Here is an 18712-nt window from a genome sequence, read left to right on the forward strand (position 1 = left end):
AGCAACCGGTCGGTGGGCCTCCGGATCCACCTCGCCTTAAAGCCAGCCATCTGCTTAGCGCGGCTGTGGATGGGCGGCTCGGGTTTGTCGGTGGGGTGAATTAGGTTGGCGACATGGTGAAGGCAGCGGGGTCGACCAGGTCCAAGGCGGCGGGGAAGTCGCCGTTCGCGTGTAGCGAGTGTGGGTGGACGACCGCGCGCTGGATCGGGCGGTGCGGGGAATGTCAGGCGTGGGGGACGGTGGCCGAGGTCGGGGCGCCGAAGGCTGCTCGGATTACGGCGGGGCCCGTGTCGTCACCGGCAATGCCGATCGGGAAGGTGTCGGCGGTTGAGGCGGAGTCGCGGCCGACGGGGATCGGCGAGCTCGACCGGGTGCTCGGCGGTGGAGTTGTACCGGGCGCGGTGATCCTGCTCGCGGGTGAGCCGGGCGTCGGCAAGTCGACGTTGTTGCTGGAGGTTGCCGCGCAGTCGGCGCGACGGGGACAACGCACGTTGTACGTCTCCGGCGAAGAGTCCGCAGCCCAGGTCCGGCTCAGAGCAGGACGTACGGACGCGCTGGTGGATGAGCTGTACCTCGCGGCCGAGACGGACCTCGGAGCAGTCGTCGGCCAAGTGGATGCCGTCGACCCGACCTTCCTAGTGATCGACTCCGTGCAGACCATGGCGCACCCCGAGGTCGATGGCGCTCCGGGCGGTGTCACCCAGGTCCGCGAGGTGACGGGCGCACTGGTCCGGCTGGCGAAGGAGCGGAACATCGCCGTCGTCCTGGTCGGGCACGTGACGAAGGACGGCGCGATCGCCGGCCCCCGGATGCTGGAGCACCTGGTCGACGTGGTGCTCGCGTTCGACGGCGACCGGCATTCCGGTTTCCGGATGGTGCGCGCGACCAAGAACCGGTTCGGCCCGTCCGACGAGGTCGGCTGCTTCGACATGGTCGACACCGGCATCGTCGAGGTGAGCGACCCGACCGGCCTGTTCGTGTCCGAGCACGCCGAGCCGGTCGCGGGCACCTGCGTCACGGTGATGATGGAAGGACGCCGGCCGTTGCTGGCCGAAGTACAGGCTCTGGTCGGGCCGTCTGCGGCACCACAACCGCGGCGTACGACGTCGGGTCTCGAGTCGTCCCGCGTCGCGATGGTGCTCGCCGTGCTGGGCAACCGCGCGGGGCTGAAGCTGACCGACCAGGAGGTGTACGTCGCGACCGTCGGCGGAGTGAAGATCACCGAGCCCGTCGCGGACCTCGCGGTGGCCATCTCGGTCGCGTCGTCGGTGATGGACAAGCCGATCCACCCCGGCCTGATCGCGATCGGCGAGGTCGGCCTGGCCGGCGAGGTACGCCGCGTCGGCGGTCTGGAGAAGCGGCTGGCCGAGGCCGCCCGACTCGGCTTCACCAAGGCGATCATCCCGGCCGACGTACCGAACCGGTCCAAGGAGTCCAAGCCGATGGACATCGAGGCCAAGTACGGCCTGCGCACCTTCGCCGCCGGCGACATCCGCGCCGCCCTCACCGCCGCCGGCCTCACCTGACCACCGAGGCTGGACCCTGTGGTCCAGTTCACAGCGGGGATGTGACGGTGAGACGGGTATCTACGCGCCAGTAGTAAGGAACGTATTCTGAGGGTGCCCCCACAGCAAACGGCCACCGCCCCAGGCCGTCCCCATCCCGGAGGAGCACGCGAGATGACCGGTTCCAGAGTTGTCGCCCTCGGCCACTACCAGCCCGAGCGGGTGCTCACCAACGCCGAGCTGTCCACCATGGTGGAGACCAACGACGAGTGGATCCAGAGCCGGGTCGGGATCAAGGAGCGCCGGATCGCGGCGCCGGACGAGCAGGTCGACGAGATGGCCTGGCGGGCCGCCGAGAAGGCCGTCGCCAACGCCGGCATCGACCTCGCCGAGATCGACCTGGTCGTGGTCGCGACCTGTACGGCGATCGACCGCTCCCCCAACATCGCCGCCCGGGTGGCCTCCCGCCTCGGCCTCGGCAGCCCAGCCGCGCTCGACGTGAACACCGCCTGCTCCGGCTTCAGCCACGCGCTCGCCACCGCCGACCACGCGATCCGGGCCGGTGCGGCCTCCAAGGCGATCGTGATCGGCGTCGAGAAGCTGAGCGACTTCACCGACTGGACCGACCGGACCACCTGCGTGCTGATCGGCGACGGAGCCGGAGCGGCCGTCCTGGTCGCCAGCGACGAGCCGGAGATCGGCCCGGTCGTCTGGGGTTCGGTGCCGGAGATGTCGGACGCAGTCCGGATCGAGGGCCGCGACGGCAAGTTCGCCCAGGAGGGCCAGAGCGTCTTCCGCTGGACCACCACCCAGCTGCCGGTGATCGCCCGGCAGGTCTGCGAGAAGGGTGGCGTCACCCCCGAGGAGCTCGGCGGCGTCGTCCTGCACCAGGCCAACCTGCGGATCATCGAGCCGCTGGCCAAGCGCCTCGGCGCGGTCAACGCGGTGATCGCCCGGGACGTGATCGAGTCCGGCAACACCTCGGCCGCGAGCATCCCGATCGCCTTGTCCAAGCTGGTCGAGCGGCGCGAGATTCCGGCCGGTGCGCCGGTGCTGCTGTTCGGGTTCGGCGGTGGCCTCTCCTACGCGGGCCAGATCATCCGCTGCCCGTAGTACGGGGCTGGACCCCGGAGCTGCCAGCCTGTGCGCATGAGTCAGTTCGAGCTGGAGACCCGGTATCACCTGCACTCGCCGGGTGGAGCGGTGCAGTTGGCGATGTACCGCTGCGCGGCGTACGCGACCGTGGTCGGCTTGTTCGTGCTGCTCGGCTCCAACTGGCTGGACCGCAGGATCATCACCACGTCGGCGACCGGAGTGACCCAGGAGCACCTGCATCGCACCGGGCTCGACCTCTACGTCCACGAGCCGCTGGCGCTCGTGCCGTACCTCGCCGCACTGCTGCTGGCCGTCGCGCGACCGCCCCAACGGCTCTCGTCGCTGGGCGCCGCGATCGCCGGTCTCGCGGTCGTCGTCCTGACGATTCCGCTCGCGATCGACGACCACACGAGCGGCGACACGCGGTACGACGACAGTTGGTCACCTGTTATCGGATTGGTGATCGTGCTGTGGCTGGTGCTGGCCGGAATCGCCGTCCAGGCCCGCCGGGCGGCCAAATAGCGCTCAGCCCGGAGGTGCACGATGCGGTTGCACGATGCGATGCACGTGCGTTTGCAAACGCGACCGGATCGCCGGAGCCCACCGGCCCGCAAAGCTGGTGGGTCGGTCACAGCACGGCTCCGCGCCGCATAGACTCAGTGACCGTGGCCCCGAATTCCGACAAGAACAGCACCGACGCACGGATGCGCGCGACCCTCGCCGCCGTGGCGCCCGGTACCGAACTGCGTGAAGGCCTGGAACGGATCCTGCGGGGCCGGACCGGTGCCCTGCTGGTGCTCGGCCAGGACAAGACGGTCGACTCCATCTCCACCGGCGGCTTCGCGATCGACGTCGAGTTCACCGCCACCGGCCTGCGTGAGCTGAGCAAGATGGACGGCGCGATCATCCTCGACCGCGACGTCTCCAAGATGCTCCGCGCCGCCGTCCACCTGATGCCGGACCCGTCCATCCACACCGAGGAGACCGGCACCCGGCACCGCACCGCAGACCGGGTCGCCCGGCAGACCGGCTTCCCGGTCATCTCGGTCTCCCAGTCGATGCACATCATCGCCTTGTACGTCGACGACCAGCGCTACGTGCTCGAGGACTCCGGCGCCATCCTGTCCCGGGCGAACCAGGCGCTGGCCACCCTCGAGCGCTACAAGCTGCGCCTCGACGAGGTCTCCGGTACGCTGTCCGCGCTCGAGATCGAGGACCTGGTCACGGTTCGCGATGTCGCCGCCGTCGCCCAGCGGCTGGAGATGGTCCGTCGGATCGCCACCGAGATCGACGGGTACGTCGTCGAGCTCGGTACCGACGGCCGGCTGCTCACCCTCCAGCTGAACGAACTCGTCGCCGGTGTCGCCGGCGAGCGCGAGCTCGTCGTCCGCGACTACCTGCCGCCCGCGGCCGGGCGCCGGCCGAAGACGGCCGAGGACGTCCTGCTCGAGCTCGACGCCGTCAGCCCGACCGACCTGCTCGACATCGGCCAGGTCGCCCGCGCCCTGCAGCTCGGTGGGGCCGAGCAGCTCGACGCGGCCGTCACCCCGCGCGGCTACCGCCTGCTGGCCAAGGTGCCGCGTCTCCCCGGCGCCGTCATCGACCGCTTGATCGAGCACTTCGGCCACCTGCAGAAGCTGCTCGCCGCCAGCATCGACGACCTGCAGACCGTCGACGGCGTCGGCGAGAACCGCGCCCGCACGGTCCGCGAGGGCCTGTCCCGCCTCGCCGAGTCCAGCATCCTCGAGCGCTACGTCTAAAACTCTCCCGTACTACGAACGCGGCGCCGGCTGACCACCAGCCGGCGCCGCGTTCTTGCGTTGTCAGCCATCTCCGAGTAATACTCCAGAAGGAATAGTTCGCAAGGAATAGTCGGAACGGGAGATGTCTTGGCCGAACTGACGCCGCTGGCCATCGCGGTGCTGGCGTTGCTGCACGAGCGGCAGATGCACGCGTACGAGATGTACCAACTGCTGCTGCAACGGCGGAACGACCGGCTGCTGAAGGTCAAGCCCGGCTCGCTCTACCACACGGTCGAGCGACTGGCCGGGCAGGAACTCGTCCGCGCGACCGGTACCGAACGGGCCGGCAACCGCCCCGAGCGGACGACGTACGAGGTCACTGCCGCCGGTACCCGGGCGCTGCAAGAGCGTGTGCAGACCGGGATCGAGAGCTACGCCTACGAGTACCCGCTGTTCCCCGTCGTCCTGAGCGAGGCGCACAACCTCGACATGGACGACGCGGTCGAGCGGTTCCGGCGCCGGCTGGGCGACCTCGACGTCCAGCTCGCCGACATCGGGGAGGCGATCACAGGGGCGATCGAGCGGCAGGTGCCGGAGGCGTTCTGGATGGCAGCGGACTACAACCGGGCCGTGCTCACCGCGGAGCGGGACTGGCTGACCACACTTCTTCAACGGATCGAGAGCAAGGATCTTTCATGGCAACACCGCAAGACCAAGTGACCCCGGACGTCCGGCCGTGGCCGGCGCTGTGGGCGCTCGTACTGGGCTTCTTCATGATCCTGGTCGACTCCACCATCGTCTCGGTGGCGACCCCCTCGATCCTGACCGACCTGCACACCGACGTCGGCAACGTCGTCTGGGTGACGAGCGCCTACCTGCTCGCGTACGCCGTACCGCTGCTGATCACCGGCCGGCTCGGTGACCGGATCGGGCCGAAGAAGCTCTACCTGGCCGGCCTGACGCTGTTCACGCTCGCGTCGGTCTGGTGCGGGCTGACCAACTCGATCGAGATGCTGATCATCGCCCGGGTCTTCCAGGGCCTGGGTGCCTCGATGATGACGCCGCAGACGATGGCGGTGATCACCCGGATCTTCCCGGCCAACCAGCGCGGCAAGGCGATGAGCCTGTGGGGCGCCACCGCCGGCGTCGCGACACTGGTCGGCCCGATCCTCGGCGGCGTACTGGTCGACGGGCTCGGCTGGCAGTGGATCTTCTTCATCAACGCGCCGATCGGCGTCATCGGTTTCGTCCTGGCCTGGCGGCTCGTCCCGGACCTGCCGACGCACGATCACAAGTTCGACCTGGCCGGCGTCGCGCTGTCCTCGATCGGCCTGTTCTGCCTGGTGTTCGGCATCCAGGAGGGCCAGAAGTACGACTGGGGTCAGATCAGTGGACCGATCTCGGTCTGGGGGCTGATCATCGTCGGCCTGCTGGTGATCGGGATCTTCCTGTTCTGGCAGGCGAAGAACAAGGGGGAGCCGCTGCTGCCGCTGTCGCTGTTCAAGGACCGCAACTTCTCGCTGGCCAACACCGCGATCACCACGGTCGGCTTCGCGATCACCGCGATGACGTTCCCGTTGATGCTGTACGCCCAGAGCGTGCGCGGCCTGAGCCCGACCCGGTCGGCGTTGCTGCTGGTGCCGATGGCGGTCATCTCCGGCATGCTCGCGCCGTTCGTCGGACGGCTGACGGACAAGGCCCACCCGCGGTACCTCGCCGGCTTCGGCCTGCTGTGCTGCTCTGTCTCGCTCTTCTGGCTCAGCCAGGTGATCGAGCCGGACGTGGCGATCTGGAAGCTGCTGCTGCCGATCGCGTTGCTCGGTGTCGCCAACGGCTTCATGTGGGCACCGCTGGGCAGTACTGCGACCCGCAACCTGCCGATGCACCAGGCCGGTGCCGGCGCGGGCGTCTACAACACCACGCGCCAGGTCGGTGCGGTGCTGGGTAGCGCGGGCATCGCCGTATTGATGGAGTCGCGCCTGGCGACCAATTTGCCTGCTATGCAAGGGATGGCGGCCGAGGGTGGCGCAGGCAAACTGCCCGAGGCGTTGCGGCAGGGCTTCAGTGACTCGATGGCACAGTCGATCATGTTGCCGGCAGCCGTGCTGCTGATCGGGCTCGCCGCGGCACTACTCTTCGTCAAGCCGGCTTTCATGATCAAGCCGGCCGAAACCCCTTCTGCTACAGGGACTGCTAGACGATCGTGAAGGCCTGGAGGGTCGAGGCGTTCCCGTCGTAGACCGCCTTGGCCACATAGGTTCCCGGCTTGGCCTGCAGCTGTCCGGGCAGGCAGCCGGGGCGCGACCGGCGGCCGTCCCACGGGATGGTCGCCGTCGATTGTTTGCCCTTGGCAAGGATCAGGGTGGCTCGCGGAACGACCTTCTCGCAGTGTTCCGTGGTCCAGATCTGGTCCTTGCCCGAGGTGATCGTCAGCGAGAGGACGGTCGGGTCGACCGCGACCCGGCATTCGTCGCGGACGGCGCTCAGCTGGATCACCAGGTTCATCGAGGTGCCCGCGGTGAGGGTCCGGGTGGCCGGTACGACCTCGATCTTCACGTCCCTACCGGTGCAGGTGACGTCCTTCGGAGTCTTCGTCGAGGTCGTCTCGGTCGACTTCTTGGACCCTGAGGTTTTGGCGCTGGGCGTCTGCGTGGGCACGACGGTCGGGCCGGACGAAGGGTTCTGGCCGGGGTCCGTGGCCGCGGAGTTCTTCGGGTCGTCACCGCCGCCGAGCACCCGGACCAGGACGAAGAGCAGCGCCGCCAGTACGACGAGCACAAGTGCGCGCCGGAACCAGTACACGCTGGCGGGCAGATGCCCGACCGGTCGGAGCAGGCTGCTCATGTTCGAACCTTAATGTCAGGATTGTGCTCGACATGTCAGACTCGCCGCTCCCCCACGCACCAGGCTCGGCCACCGCGCTGCACGAGCCGATCCTCGACTGGTACGCCGAGAACGCCCGCACCCTGCCCTGGCGCGAACCCGATGCGGGTGCCTGGGCGGTGATGGTCAGCGAGTTCATGCTGCAGCAGACACCGGTCGCGCGGGTGCTCCCGGCGTACGAGCGGTGGATGCAGCGCTGGCCGAAGCCGGCTGATCTCGCTGCGGAGGCTCCAGGTGAGGCTGTGCGGGCCTGGGACCGGCTGGGGTACCCCCGTCGCGCCCTGCGGCTCCATGCGGCGGCTAAGGCGATCGTGGAGGAGCACGGGGGCGTAGTACCGGACGACCACGCGGCACTGCTCGCACTGCCCGGCGTTGGGACGTACACGGCGGCTGCGATCGCGTCGTTCGCGTATGGGCAGCGGCACGCGGTAGTAGACACCAACGTCCGACGAGTCTTCGCCCGGGCGATCACTGGTTTGGCTCAGCCGACCATCTCGCCCACTGCCGCCGACCTGCGGCTAGCAGTCTCTGCACTTCCCACTGACGAGTCCACGGCCGCCCGCTGGGCCGTAGCGACGATGGAGCTGGGCGCCCTCATCTGCACCGCCCGCACCCCACGCTGCGCCGACTGCCCGATCCGTCCCCAGTGCGCCTGGGTCCTGGCCGGCAGCCCGCCCTACGACGGCCCACCCCGCAAAGCCCAAACCTACGAAGGAACCGACCGCCAGGTCCGCGGCCGCCTACTAGCAGTCCTGAGAGCCGCCCACGGCCCAGTCCAGAAATCCGACCTGGACGCCTGCTGGCCTGAACAAGCGCAGCGTGAACGTGCCCTTGACGGTTTGGTCGCCGACGGCCTGGTGGATCCGATCGCCGACGGCCAGTACCGCCTGCCTGCCTGATCCGGAAAGTGCTGTTGGCCGGCCCGGAGTTCGGGCCGGCCTCAGCGGGTGGTGATCAGTTCTTCTTGCTGCTGTTCGCCGTCGCCTCGTCGGCGTCGTCGGTGAGCAGGTCCAGCGGCATCGCCGGGCTGCCGGACAACGTGGCCAGCATCTGCCGGACGTTGGTCAGCTGCGCGTTGATGCTGTCGCGACGCTGGGTCGCGGCGGCCAGCTCGCGCTCGGACTCGGCCCGGATCCGCTCGGACTTGTCCTTCGCGGCCGCGACGATCTCCTGCGCCTGACGGTTGGCGTCGGCCAGCTGCTGCTGGGCCAGGCGCTCCGCCTCGGACCGGGACCGGTCGGCTTCGCGCTGCACCTGGGCCGCGCGGTCGGTGACCGCCGCCAGCTGCTGCTCGGCCAGTGCGGTACGAGCCGCGAACTCCTGCTCGACCTTGCCCCGGCGCTCGGCCAGGGTGGTCTCGAAGGCAGCCGCCGCCTGAGCGGACTTGGCGCGCTCCTGCTCGTACAGCGCCTGCGCCTCGCTGCGGCGCGCGGTCGCGTCGCGCTCGGCCTCGTCGCGCATGTCGTCGGCCTGGGTGCGGGCTTCCTCGAGGATGCGGGCAGCCTCGGCGTCGACCTCGCTCTTCCAGTCCAGGGAGTACTGCTCGGCCTCCTTGCGGACCTTCTTGGCGTGCACGTCGGCGTCGGCGACGATCGCGTCGGCGTCGGTACGGGCCCGGGTTACCAGATCGCGGGCCTCGTCGTCGGCCAGCGACAGGATCTTGGCGACCCGCTCACCGAACTCGGTGAAGGTGGGCGTGCGGTCCTTGTTGTCCTCCTGGGCGGTGATGACGGCCGACTCGGCCGCGTCCGTCCGGGACTGCAGCTCCTGAACGTGGCGCTGCAGCTGCTCCGACTGCTGCTGCAGTGCGGTCAGCGAGGTGGTCAGCTCACGAACGTGCTGGTCCACCTGGGCAGGCTCGTAGCCACGCAGAACGGTGCGGAACGGGGTTGGGGATTCACTGCTCATGTCTTCTGATGCTCACTTCGGTGGGTGGGTGGATCACACATTGTCACTGACAAGGATCTGACTGTCACGTCCTCATCCTGATTCCCCCGTGGAACCCTCGCTACCGGACATTCCACCACCTGCGTGGAACCCAGGGATAGCGAGTGCCTCGATCACACCCGAAAGCTGGGTGAGCTCCTTGGTGATCTCGTCCCGGCGCTGGTTCAGCGCCGCGACCCTCGCCTCGGCGTCGGCGAGAAGTTTTCGGGCCTGCTGGCGCAGCTCGTCGGAGTGCTCGCGGGCCTGCGCTTCGAGGCCCTGGGCCTCGGCGCGGGCCTTGCGGATCAGCTCGTGCGACTGACGCTGCGCGGTGGCCAGATCGTTGGCGGCCTGCTCGCGCAGTACCTGCGTGCTGACCTTCGCCTCCGCCTCGCGGCGGTTGGCGCGGGTGATGATCTCCTGGGCCTCGACCTCGGCTGCTGCCTTCAGCCGGTCGGCCTTCGCCTGCGCCTGCGCGGTCACCTTCTCGGCCTGCTGGGTGACGCTGCCGAGGGTCGCCTCGGCCTGCGCGTTGGCGGAGGCGAGCGTCTTCTCGGCGAGCGCGGTCAGCTCCGCGTTCTCCTTCGCGATCGCGGCCTGGGTCTCCTTGAGCCGGCTGGTCGAGCGGCTGACGACGCGGCGCAGGTGGGCGCGCTTGGCATGGGCCAGCTCGGCGACCTCGATCGCCGCCCGGTCGCGAATCCCGCGAGCTTCCTGCTCGGCGGTGGCGACCAGGTCGTCGACGGTCTTCTTGCTCCAGGCCGTCTGCTTCTCGGCCTCGGCCAGCGCGGTCTCGGCCGCCTTGTTCGCGTCCTCGACGATTCGCTGCGCCTCGGCGGACGCCGTCCGCCGGTCGGCCTCGATGCTGTCGACGACCAGCTTGGCCTGCGCTCGCGCGTCGGCCATCAGCCGCTCGTTGGCCTGCTCGGTCTCTGCCCTCTTCGCGGCGATCTCCTCGACCGCGGCGGCCCGGAGCTTGTCGATCTCGAGCGAGATCGCGGCGAGCTTGGCGCGCTCGGTCTCCTCGAGCTCGGCAGTCCGGCGCTCGAGCTCGGTCCGGTTCTCACCGCGCAGCCGCTCGATCTCGGCATGCGCGGCGGCGATCTGCGCTCGGGACTTCTCCCTGGCCGTCTCGGCCTCGCGCTCGACCGTGGTCCGCAGCGCGATCGCCTCGGACTCGGCGCGGGCGATCAGCTCGGCCTCGTTGCGAACCGCAGCCTGTGAGACGAGCGCGGCCTGCTCGCCGGCGTCGGCGACAAGCTGCTGCGCCTCGCGGCTCGCACGCTCGACTGCCAGAGCTGCTGCCTCGCGAGCCTGCTTGGCCTCGTCGACGATCTCGTCGGCTTCTTCCTTCAGCCGCGCGGCCTCCGCCTCGGCCGCGGCGATCCGTCGATCCGCCGCCGCCTGCGATTCCTCGCGCAACCGGTCGGCGGCCGCGTGCGACTCGGTGTGCAACTGCTCAGCGGCCGCCTCGATCTCGCTACGCCGCTTCGCCACCTCGGCATCGACTGTGTTGCGCAGTTCCTCGGCAGCGCTCTCCGACTCGACCTTCAGCCGCTCAGCCATCGCCGTCGCTTCGGACCGAACCCGCTCCGCCTCAGCGGTCGACTCGGCGCGCAACCGCTCGGCGGTCTCAGCCGCCTCGGCCGTCAGCCGCTCGGCTGCCGCCTGCGCTTCACTGCGAACCCGCTCCGCCTCACCAGTCGAATCATCGCGGAGCCGCGCGGCCTCCGCAGCCGCCTCCGAACGGACCCGCTCGGCTTCAGCCGTCGAGTCGGCGAGCAGTTTGTCGGCAGCAGCTGTCGACTCGGCACGGAGTGCCTCGGCAGCGGCGGTGGACTCTTGTTCCAGGCGCTCGGCCAAGGCCTGAGCCTCGGAGCGAACCCGACGGGCCTCCGCCTCGGACTCGGTGCGGAGTTGCTCGGCCGCAGCCTCGGATTCGCTGCGGAGCTGCTCGGCCGCGGCTTCGGACTCTGCCCGGAGCTGCTCGGCGGCGCGCTCGGCATCGCTGAGCAGTCGCTGGGCACCGGAGTGCGCGTCGGAGCGCAGCTTCCGGACCGCTTGCTCGGCCTCCGCACGCAGCGCCTGCGTCTCCTCCTCGGCCGCCGCGCGCAACTCCTGCGCATGCCGCTCGGCCTCGGCCTGCACCCGCTCGGCCTCGGCGCGGATCCGCTCCGCCTCTTCGAGCGCGGTGTCGTTCTCGTACTCCGCCTGCTCGCGCAGGGTGTCCGCGATCCGCTGCGCACGCTCCAGCACACCGCCCGCTTGCCGCACGCCAAAGGAACCGGCGTCGGGGACCGGTTCCTGGGTCAGCGGTAGACGCTGTGCGTCCATGCGACGAGATGATTCCATCTCCGGCCCCCTCTCCAACAGTCCGGGCCCCAAAGCCGTGGTCACGTAGCTACAACGAGCGAGATCGGCGGACGGGTAACTTCTCTTCATGCCGCTGCGCGATCTTCCCACCGAATCGAAGGCCGCGGCGGCCCTGCTCCGGACGGAAGAGCTGGGACACCGAAGGACCTTACGACGAACCCAGTGGCAAGGTGTAACCCTCGCGTGTCTCTCAGTGGTCTGCACGGTGGCCGTCCTGTTACCGGGCAGCGCGAGCACAGGCTGTTACCTCTGGCGAGCGACGACCCAGCCCGTGAGCGGTCGCGGGGCGGCCCTGGCACTACCCCTCACGCTGATCGCGCTGGTGCTCGCGGATCGCTTGTCTGCGGACAGAATCGTCCTTCGCCGGCAGGTCCGCGGCTGGGGTGCGGTGGCGGTCGCTGTCGTCGCCGGGACCGCGTGGACCCGCCTTGCCTGGCAGGGCCGATCAGGCTGCGGCACCTCACCGGCTGTGATCGGTTTCCTCGCTTCGGCCGCGTTGGCCACGGTCATCGCCACCTACTGGGCGACCCGTTTGCCGCCTGTTTCACCGCTGCTCGGCAGCCCTTCGGAAGGCCGGGAAAATTCTTCCGAAGAAAGTCTCGATCAGTCCGCATTGCGAGCAATCTTCCTCGAACTGGCCTCTTCGACCGAGTCTCCGCCGGTCGCCCGCCCTGTCGTCGCCCCCGTTCTGGCCGGCTCGCTGGCCGCGATCCTGCTCCTCTCGACCGTCCTCCCCTGGCGCGAACTGCTCGATCCCGTGGCCCTCGGTCCACCGGGCGCAGAGGCCGGCCTGATCCGCGTTCAGCTCTGGGAGATCCCGTACGCCCGGACCTGGGCCGTCCTACTCGCCCTAGCCGCCGTTGCGCTCCTCTGCGCGGCTATAGCTCGCCGCATGCCGGTACTACGGGCCGGGGCCGTACTAGCCGGTGCTCTCGCAGTGGCCGGTGTCCTCTCGGCACTGGTCCAGTTGCCGGACCAGCTCTCCGACGGGGTCGGCTACCGGCCAGGGATCGGCGCCTGGCTCGCACTCGCCTGCGGTGTCGCACTGCTCGGCCTAGGGGTGCAAGCTCGTCGGCGTGAACTCCTTGCGGTGTTGCTAGCCGGAGTTGTTGGCGCAACGGCCGGAGTGTTCGCACCTGCTGCAGCAGCACCGGAGTACGGATCTCTAGCTGTTGCAGGGATTCCGCATCGGTTGCTGGATCTGCAGGGCGGGCAACTGGTCGACCGGCTCGGCATGCGCGTCGCCATCGGTACGTCGGACCCGCTGGACTCGATCGCTGGAAGGCTGGACGGCGGGCCGGGTCAATGGCTGCTGGGACGCACTGGTTCGGAAGGGTCGACTCTGTTCGAGTACCGCGACGGGGTGGCGTTCCCGCGCGTCACCTTGAGCCACGGCCTGACACCACCCGCACTGCTCGGTGTCGAGGACAACAAGATGGTCATGCTCGCCGGTGGAGCCGGCAACCGCCCCTGGGCGATCCTGGCCGTTCCACTGAATCTCGTGGCCGCCGATGTGAGCCTGAGCCACAAAAACACCGACAACACGTACTACGTGACGCCCGACGTCGATGTTCTTGCCACCGGCCAAGGCCCAGCACTCACGCACCGGAACGCGGACCGGTCGATCGTCATCTGGGGAGGCACCACTACTTGGCAGATCCCCGCCGATCGCTTGCGCCCCGGCCTGGATCTCACCGCCTACGTGGTGGACCCAGGACCCGGTGCACCTGGAAATGCCGTCTCGACTGGGCCAGACGGCACTACTGCTTGGCGAAACAGTCGGACGGGGCTGGCTCTGCTCCGACCCGGCTCGTCTATGCCACAGCAGCTCACCGGAGTCGCGCCTGCTGCGTGCTCGCTGAGTAGAGATCCGGCCAGCTCGTCGTTGACGGTCGAAGCCTTCGCTGTCGATGTACGCGGCAACGTGTGGCTGGGCGGAGGGTCACCGACTGCGGTGGTCACGCCCGACGGTGTACTGCGGCTGTTGCCGGGTGGAGCCGCTGGAGTGGACAGCATCGAGGCGCGGCCGGATGGGTCGGTGTTGCTGGGGACGTCGCCGGGTGGGGGTGACCAGGTCCTCGAGATCGCGGGTGCTGCCGATGCTGCTGGGTCGTACCCGGCGGCTGCCGAGCCGGACGCTCGGTGCGATCGACGGACGCCGGCTCGTGGGAGTACGGCGTACAAGGCGACTGTGGTGCCGGTTGTGCCCGCTGTGGACCCGCCGGGGAAGGCGGCGACGGGGACGGCGACTCAGCTGGGCCTGGACGCGCGTGGGCGGCTGGTGCAGGTCCGTCTGCCCATTGCTGCGCATGCGTGGGCTCCGGACGGCCTGGGCGGCGTCTGGTGGACTCTGAGCGGCCCGGGCAAGGCCTCGAACGAGATCGGCGTCCATCTGGTGGGTGGCTCGACCAAGGTCGTGCGAGACCCTGCGCCTGAACTGCCCAACCAGCGGGGTGAGTTCGCGGCCGCTGCTGGGGATCGGCTCGTCACTGCGATCGGTGGAAACCTGTACAACTTCTACGGGCCGGGTGGGCAGGTGCGGCGCGTGCAGGTCGCGGGCGGGCTGCGGCCGGACGGGCTGGTGCAGTTGAGTTCTGGGGATGCGGCGATGGTGCTCGACGAACGGCTCGTGCTGGTGAGTCCGAACGGGCGAACCACTCCACTGTTCGGTGGAGCCACCACGGGCTGGCCGATCTCGTCGACCAGCGTCGCGCCGAGTCAGTGGACCACCGATGGCAACTGGTTCGCTGGTCCGGACGGGAAGCTCTGGGGGTACGACGGCAGCCATCTGGTGCGAGTCGAAGGGCCTGGCCGCATCACCACGATCGCCGGACCGGCCACCGGAGTACCGCAGGCGGCCGACGAGGTCACTGTCATCGGCCACTCGCTATTCTTTGCCCTGGGCAACGACATTGTCCGGCTGGACCAACGATGACCGAACTGCCACCCGACGAGCAACTCCCCCCGAAACTCGACGCCCTGGAACAAGAACTAGCTGGCCGGCAACACCGCTGGTTCGCCCTCACGATGCTGCTCGCAGCCGTCGCGACCGGCGTCACCCTCCTGCTGCCCTGGACCTTCAGCCGCCGGCTCGGCCTCTCTGTCTGGCAACTCGGCATCGAGACCCAACCGACCCTCGCCCTCACCTGGACAGCGGGCCTGCTCGCCACCATCCTCACCCTCGCCCTACCGCCCGGCCCGAAATCACAAGCCACCGCCGTAATCACCGGCGTCATCAGTCTCATCTACGTCGCCGGCTGCTGGCAGGCGCGCGACCTCCCGCCCCAGACCGACACCTGGCCAGGCCCCGCCCCCACCCTCGCCCTGACCACCGCCATCATCTGGCTCCTCACCACCTCAGCCCACCTCCTAGCCACCCATCTCCATCCGCCACCCCCAACCGAAGAAGCCCTGGCCGAAGCCCAGTCGCGCCTCTACCGGTTCACTCGATGGAGGGAGAGGAAACCCTCGCGGGGTTGAAGTAGGCGAGGCCGCGGTGAATGAAGGTGGGGTGGTGAGGTTTGTCGCGAATCGCCGGGTTCGGCTATGGCTACCGGTTGTGGTGGCTTGTCTGTCGTTGGGGCTCGGTGTCTCTGGGATCGCCGGGGTGTTCGGCGGGAAACTGCTCGGGGGCGGCTGGCTGTCGGGGTGGGTGGGGGCCGGGGGTGTGGCGGTGCTGGGGCTGGTTGGGGTGCCGGCTGCCGTTGGACATGGGCGGACCGAGTGGAGCCCGGCGGCGTACCGGCCGTTGTTGTGGTTTACGGCCGTACAGGTGGTGGGCGCTGCGGGCGTGCTGGTGACACCCGGGGCGGCGGTTGGCGTGAGGATGTGCGCGGTGGTGCTCGGGGTGGGCTGGGCGGTGCTTGGGGTCAGGGGCCTTCGGTACAGCCGCGCAACAACCGCGGAAGCTGACCGGGACAGCGAGAGGCCCCACGGACGGGTGTCCGTGGGGCCTCTCGTTTATTGCTGTCGAGCTCAGGTGTCCTGGATGCCCGAGCCGCCGCCGGCGATCTCGGTGAGTTCCAGGTCTGGGTCTGCAGCGGTGCTCTTCTGAGCGCCGGTGAAGGTGAAGAACTCCGGTACGCCGTCCTCGCTGACGGTGCCCTCGGGGGCTACGTCGACGAGCACGATCTGGCCGGGACGCAGTTCTCCGAACAGGATCTTCTCGGCGAGCACGTCCTCGACGTCACGCTGGAGCGCGCGACGCAGCGGGCGGGCGCCGAGGATCGGGTCGAAGCCACGCTCGGCGACAAGGGCCTTCGCCGCCGGGGTGAGCTCGATGCCCATGTCCTTGTCCTTCAGCCGCTCTTCCACCTGCGCGACCATCAGGTCGACGATCTGGACGATCTCTTCCTTGCCGTGCTGGTGGAAGACCACGATCTCGTCGACGCGGTTCAGGAACTCGGGACGGAAGTGCTGCTTGAGCTCGTCCGTCACCTTCGCCTTCATCTTGTCGTACGACCCGACCACGTCGTTGGCTCGCTGGAAGCCGGTGCTGACCGACTTCGCGATGTCGCGGGTGCCCAGGTTCGTGGTCATGATGATCACGGTGTTCTTGAAGTCGACCACGCGGCCCTGGGCGTCGGTCAGCCGACCCTCGTCCAGGATCTGCAGCAGCGAGTTGAAGATGTCCGGGTGGGCCTTCTCCACCTCGTCGAACAGCACCACGCTGAACGGCTTGCGGCGGACCTTCTCGGTCAGCTGGCCGCCCTCTTCGTAGCCGACGTACCCGGGAGGCGAACCGAACAGCCGCGAGGCCGTGTGCTTCTCGGAGTACTCCGACATGTCGAGGCTGATCAGCGACTTCTCGTCGCCGAACAGGAACTCGGTCAGTGCCTTGGACAGCTCGGTCTTACCGACACCCGACGGTCCGGCGAAGATGAACGAGCCGCTCGGCCGGCGCGGGTCCTTCAGACCCGCACGGGTCCGCCGGATCGACCGGGACAGCGCCTTCACGGCGTCGACCTGACCGATGTACCGCTTGGCCAGCTCCTCCTCCATCTTCAGCAGTCGCGAGGACTCCTCCTCGGTCAGCTGGAAGACGGGGATGCCGGTCGCGGTGCTGAGCACCTCGGCGATCAGCTCCTCGTCGACCTCGGCGACGACGTCCATGTCGCCGGCCTTCCACTGCTTCTCCCGCTCGGCCTTCGCGTTGATCAGCTTCTTCTCGTCATCACGAAGAGAGGCCGCCCGCTCGAAGTCCTGGGCGTCGATCGCCGACTCCTTCTCCCGGCGCACGTTCGCGATCTTCTCGTCGAACTCGCGCAGGTCCGGCGGAGCGGTCATCCGGCGGATCCGCAACCGGGAACCGGCCTCGTCGATCAGGTCGATCGCCTTGTCCGGGAGGAAGCGGTCCGAGATGTACCGGTCGGCCATCTGCGCCGACGCGACCAGGGCCGGGTCGGTGATGGTGACCCGGTGGTGCGCCTCGTAGCGGTCCCGCAGACCCTTGAGGATCTCGATCGTGTGTGCGATCGAGGGCTCGGCCACCTGGATCGGCTGGAACCGGCGCTCCAGCGCGGCGTCCTTCTCGACGTACTTGCGGTACTCGTCGAGGGTGGTGGCGCCGATGGTCTGCAGCTCGCCACGGGCCAGCATCGGCTTCAGGATGCTGGCCGCGTCGATCGCGCCCTCGGCGGCACCCGCACCCACCAGGGTGTGGATCTCGTCGATGAACAGCACGATGTCGCCGCGGGTGCGGATCTCCTTGAGGACCTTCTTGAGGCGCTCCTCGAAGTCACCGCGATAGCGCGACCCGGCCACCAGCGCGCCGAGGTCGAGCGTGTAGATCTGCTTGTCCTTCAGGGTCTCGGGCACGTCGCCACGCACGATCGCCTGGGCCAGGCCCTCGACGATCGCGGTCTTGCCGACGCCCGGCTCACCGATCAGGACCGGGTTGTTCTTGGTCCGCCGGGACAGCACCTGCATGACCCGCTCGATCTCCTTCTCGCGCCCGATCACCGGGTCGAGCTTGGACTCGCGGGCGGCCTGGGTGAGGTTCCGGCCGAACTGGTCGAGCACCAGAGAGCTGCTCGGGGCACCTTCGGTGGCCCCGGAGCCGGCGGTCGCCGTCTCCTTGCCCTGGTATCCCGAAAGCAGCTGGATGACCTGCTGCCGGACCTTGTTCAGATCCGCTCCGAGTTTGACCAGGACCTGCGCGGCGACACCTTCGCCCTCACGGATGAGGCCGAGCAGGATGTGCTCGGTGCCGATGTAGTTGTGGCCCAGTTGCAGGGCCTCACGCAGGGAGAGCTCCAGTACCTTCTTGGCGCGAGGGGTGAACGGGATGTGCCCGCTCGGAGCCTGCTGTCCCTGGCCGATGATTTCCTCGACCTGAGAACGGACAGCCTCCAGCGAGATGCCCAGGCTCTCCAGAGCCTTGGCGGCGACACCCTCACCCTCGTGGATCAGGCCGAGCAGGATGTGCTCGGTCCCGATGTAGTTGTGGCTGAGCATCCTGGCCTCTTCCTGAGCCAGGACGACTACCCGACGGGCGCGGTCCGTAAATCGTTCAAACATCGCCAAAGCGCTCCTTGCCTCAGAGGAGTCGGACGTGCCGTGTAGGCCGACCCCCGTACATGCATGCTAGTCCCCGGCACCGACAGGCTCGCTCTCAGCGAACAAGCGACGACCTCCGGTACGGCCGCGAAGTGGGGATCACAAGGGAACAACCCCGCTCGGCGCCCCGGTGTTCCCGACGCGCTGAGTGTTCGCCACCAGCGAATTCATCCCTTTACCTTCCCGGTCAGTGACCGGCTCGCGCCGACCCGCCGGGAAGTGTCCACACTGTGAAACGGCCGGAATGCGGACGGTCCCGGCGCCTTCAGAAGGCACCGGGACCGGCAAGTCCGGAAAAACTTACTTCGCGTCGTTGTAGGCCGCGCGCACCTCGGCCGAGATCCGGCCGCGCTCGCTGACCTCGTAGCCGTTGTCCTTGGCCCACGCGCGGATGTCCGCGGAGTCGGTCGCGGAGCGGCCACGGCCGCGCGTCCGGCCGGCCCCGCCCCGGCGCCCGGAGACCCGGCGCCCGGCGCCGACATAGCCGGCCAGGGCGTCGCGCAGCTTGGCCGCGTTCTTTTTCGACAAGTCGATCTCGTACGTCGAACCGTCCAGTCCGAAGGTCACGGTCTCGTCGGCCTTACCGCCGTCGAGATCGTCCTCGAGAACCACCTGAACCCTTTGCGCCAT

14 protein-coding genes are annotated in these 18712 nt (G+C 68.8%); 9 read left to right on the top strand and 5 right to left on the bottom strand.

Annotated elements, in window-relative coordinates; translation table 11 throughout:
• Window positions 1–113: 113 nt before the first annotated feature.
• The 6 genes from radA to AB0M15_RS04560 all read left to right on the top strand — a co-directional run bounded on the left by radA (window position 114) and on the right by AB0M15_RS04560 (window position 6549).
• The gene (radA, locus tag AB0M15_RS04535; RefSeq protein ID WP_363813832.1) at window positions 114–1526 is read left to right on the top strand and encodes a DNA repair protein RadA; all 1413 of its coding nucleotides are present in this window, start codon (window positions 114–116) and stop codon (window positions 1524–1526) included.
• 153 nt (window positions 1527–1679) lie between these two features.
• The gene (locus tag AB0M15_RS04540) at window positions 1680–2618 is read left to right on the top strand and encodes a beta-ketoacyl-ACP synthase III (protein ID WP_363813834.1); all 939 of its coding nucleotides are present in this window, start codon (window positions 1680–1682) and stop codon (window positions 2616–2618) included.
• Window positions 2619–2654: 36 nt separating this feature from the next.
• Window positions 2655–3122, top strand: coding sequence for a hypothetical protein (locus AB0M15_RS04545; RefSeq protein ID WP_363813836.1), 468 nt, complete (start codon window positions 2655–2657; stop codon window positions 3120–3122).
• A gap of 143 nt (window positions 3123–3265) precedes the next feature.
• Window positions 3266–4360 (top strand): DNA integrity scanning diadenylate cyclase DisA, encoded by a 1095-nt coding sequence (gene disA / locus AB0M15_RS04550; protein WP_363813838.1) that lies wholly within the window; start codon window positions 3266–3268, stop codon window positions 4358–4360.
• Between the two features lie 129 nt (window positions 4361–4489).
• Window positions 4490–5062, top strand: a complete 573-nt coding sequence (locus AB0M15_RS04555) for a helix-turn-helix transcriptional regulator (protein WP_363813839.1) — start codon at window positions 4490–4492, stop codon at window positions 5060–5062.
• Window positions 5038–6549: a DHA2 family efflux MFS transporter permease subunit gene (locus AB0M15_RS04560; protein WP_363813841.1), complete on the top strand. Its 1512-nt coding sequence runs from the start codon at window positions 5038–5040 to the stop codon at window positions 6547–6549. Before AB0M15_RS04555 ends, AB0M15_RS04560 begins: the two co-directional genes overlap by 25 nt.
• On the opposite strand, the gene AB0M15_RS04565 is transcribed toward AB0M15_RS04560, so the two are convergent.
• Window positions 6536–7186 carry a hypothetical protein gene (locus AB0M15_RS04565; RefSeq protein WP_363813843.1) on the bottom strand — a complete coding sequence of 217 codons (651 nt, stop codon included), beginning with the start codon at window positions 7184–7186 and terminating at the stop codon, window positions 6536–6538. The two genes, AB0M15_RS04560 and AB0M15_RS04565, sit on opposite strands and share 14 nt — an antisense overlap.
• 32 nt (window positions 7187–7218) lie before the next feature.
• Here AB0M15_RS04565 and AB0M15_RS04570 point away from each other — a divergent pair, with 32 nt between their 5' ends.
• Entirely contained in the window at window positions 7219–8124 is a 906-nt protein-coding gene (locus tag AB0M15_RS04570; protein WP_363813845.1) for an A/G-specific adenine glycosylase, read from the top strand.
• 55 nt (window positions 8125–8179) lie between these two features.
• On the opposite strand, the gene AB0M15_RS04575 is transcribed toward AB0M15_RS04570, so the two are convergent.
• Together AB0M15_RS04575 and AB0M15_RS04580 are read right to left on the bottom strand one after the other, a co-directional pair.
• A complete protein-coding gene (locus AB0M15_RS04575; RefSeq protein WP_270135943.1) occupies window positions 8180–9133 on the bottom strand; it encodes a DivIVA domain-containing protein in 954 nt (317 codons plus the stop codon).
• Window positions 9134–9205: 72 nt separating this feature from the next.
• Entirely contained in the window at window positions 9206–11485 is a 2280-nt protein-coding gene (locus tag AB0M15_RS04580) for a kinetoplast-associated-like protein (RefSeq protein WP_363813847.1), read from the bottom strand.
• Between the two features lie 310 nt (window positions 11486–11795).
• On the opposite strand from AB0M15_RS04580, the gene AB0M15_RS04585 reads away from it, so the two are divergent.
• Both AB0M15_RS04585 and AB0M15_RS04590 read left to right on the top strand, forming a co-directional pair.
• A complete protein-coding gene (locus AB0M15_RS04585) occupies window positions 11796–14459 on the top strand; it encodes a hypothetical protein (RefSeq protein ID WP_363813849.1) in 2664 nt (887 codons plus the stop codon).
• Window positions 14456–15004, top strand: a complete 549-nt coding sequence (locus AB0M15_RS04590; RefSeq protein ID WP_363813851.1) for a hypothetical protein — start codon at window positions 14456–14458, stop codon at window positions 15002–15004. The genes AB0M15_RS04585 and AB0M15_RS04590 overlap by 4 nt, the downstream gene beginning before the upstream one ends.
• Window positions 15005–15499: 495 nt before the next feature.
• Here the strand turns inward: AB0M15_RS04590 and AB0M15_RS04595 are convergent, their stop codons facing one another.
• Window positions 15500–18043: an ATP-dependent Clp protease ATP-binding subunit gene (locus AB0M15_RS04595; RefSeq protein WP_363813853.1), complete on the bottom strand. Its 2544-nt coding sequence runs from the start codon at window positions 18041–18043 to the stop codon at window positions 15500–15502.
• A gap of 339 nt (window positions 18044–18382) precedes the next feature.
• Window positions 18383–18712 (bottom strand): Lsr2 family protein, encoded by a 330-nt coding sequence (locus AB0M15_RS04600; RefSeq protein ID WP_363813855.1) that lies wholly within the window; start codon window positions 18710–18712, stop codon window positions 18383–18385.

The sequence above is a fragment of the Kribbella sp. NPDC051718 genome (genome assembly GCF_040681515.1).
Lineage (GTDB): Bacteria > Actinomycetota > Actinomycetes > Propionibacteriales > Kribbellaceae > Kribbella.

Coding starts and splice junctions, on each gene's coding strand:
- AB0M15_RS04580 (WP_363813847.1), bottom strand. CDS start 11,485: ATGGACGCACAGCGTCTACCGCTGACCCAGGAACCGGTCCCCGACGCC.
- radA (WP_363813832.1), top strand. CDS start 114: ATGGTGAAGGCAGCGGGGTCGACCAGGTCCAAGGCGGCGGGGAAGTCG.
- AB0M15_RS04540 (WP_363813834.1), top strand. CDS start 1,680: ATGACCGGTTCCAGAGTTGTCGCCCTCGGCCACTACCAGCCCGAGCGG.
- AB0M15_RS04565 (WP_363813843.1), bottom strand. CDS start 7,186: ATGAGCAGCCTGCTCCGACCGGTCGGGCATCTGCCCGCCAGCGTGTAC.
- AB0M15_RS04600 (WP_363813855.1), bottom strand. CDS start 18,712: ATGGCGCAAAGGGTTCAGGTGGTTCTCGAGGACGATCTCGACGGCGGT.
- AB0M15_RS04570 (WP_363813845.1), top strand. CDS start 7,219: ATGTCAGACTCGCCGCTCCCCCACGCACCAGGCTCGGCCACCGCGCTG.
- AB0M15_RS04560 (WP_363813841.1), top strand. CDS start 5,038: ATGGCAACACCGCAAGACCAAGTGACCCCGGACGTCCGGCCGTGGCCG.
- AB0M15_RS04590 (WP_363813851.1), top strand. CDS start 14,456: ATGACCGAACTGCCACCCGACGAGCAACTCCCCCCGAAACTCGACGCC.
- AB0M15_RS04575 (WP_270135943.1), bottom strand. CDS start 9,133: ATGAGCAGTGAATCCCCAACCCCGTTCCGCACCGTTCTGCGTGGCTAC.
- AB0M15_RS04595 (WP_363813853.1), bottom strand. CDS start 18,043: ATGTTTGAACGATTTACGGACCGCGCCCGTCGGGTAGTCGTCCTGGCT.
- AB0M15_RS04545 (WP_363813836.1), top strand. CDS start 2,655: ATGAGTCAGTTCGAGCTGGAGACCCGGTATCACCTGCACTCGCCGGGT.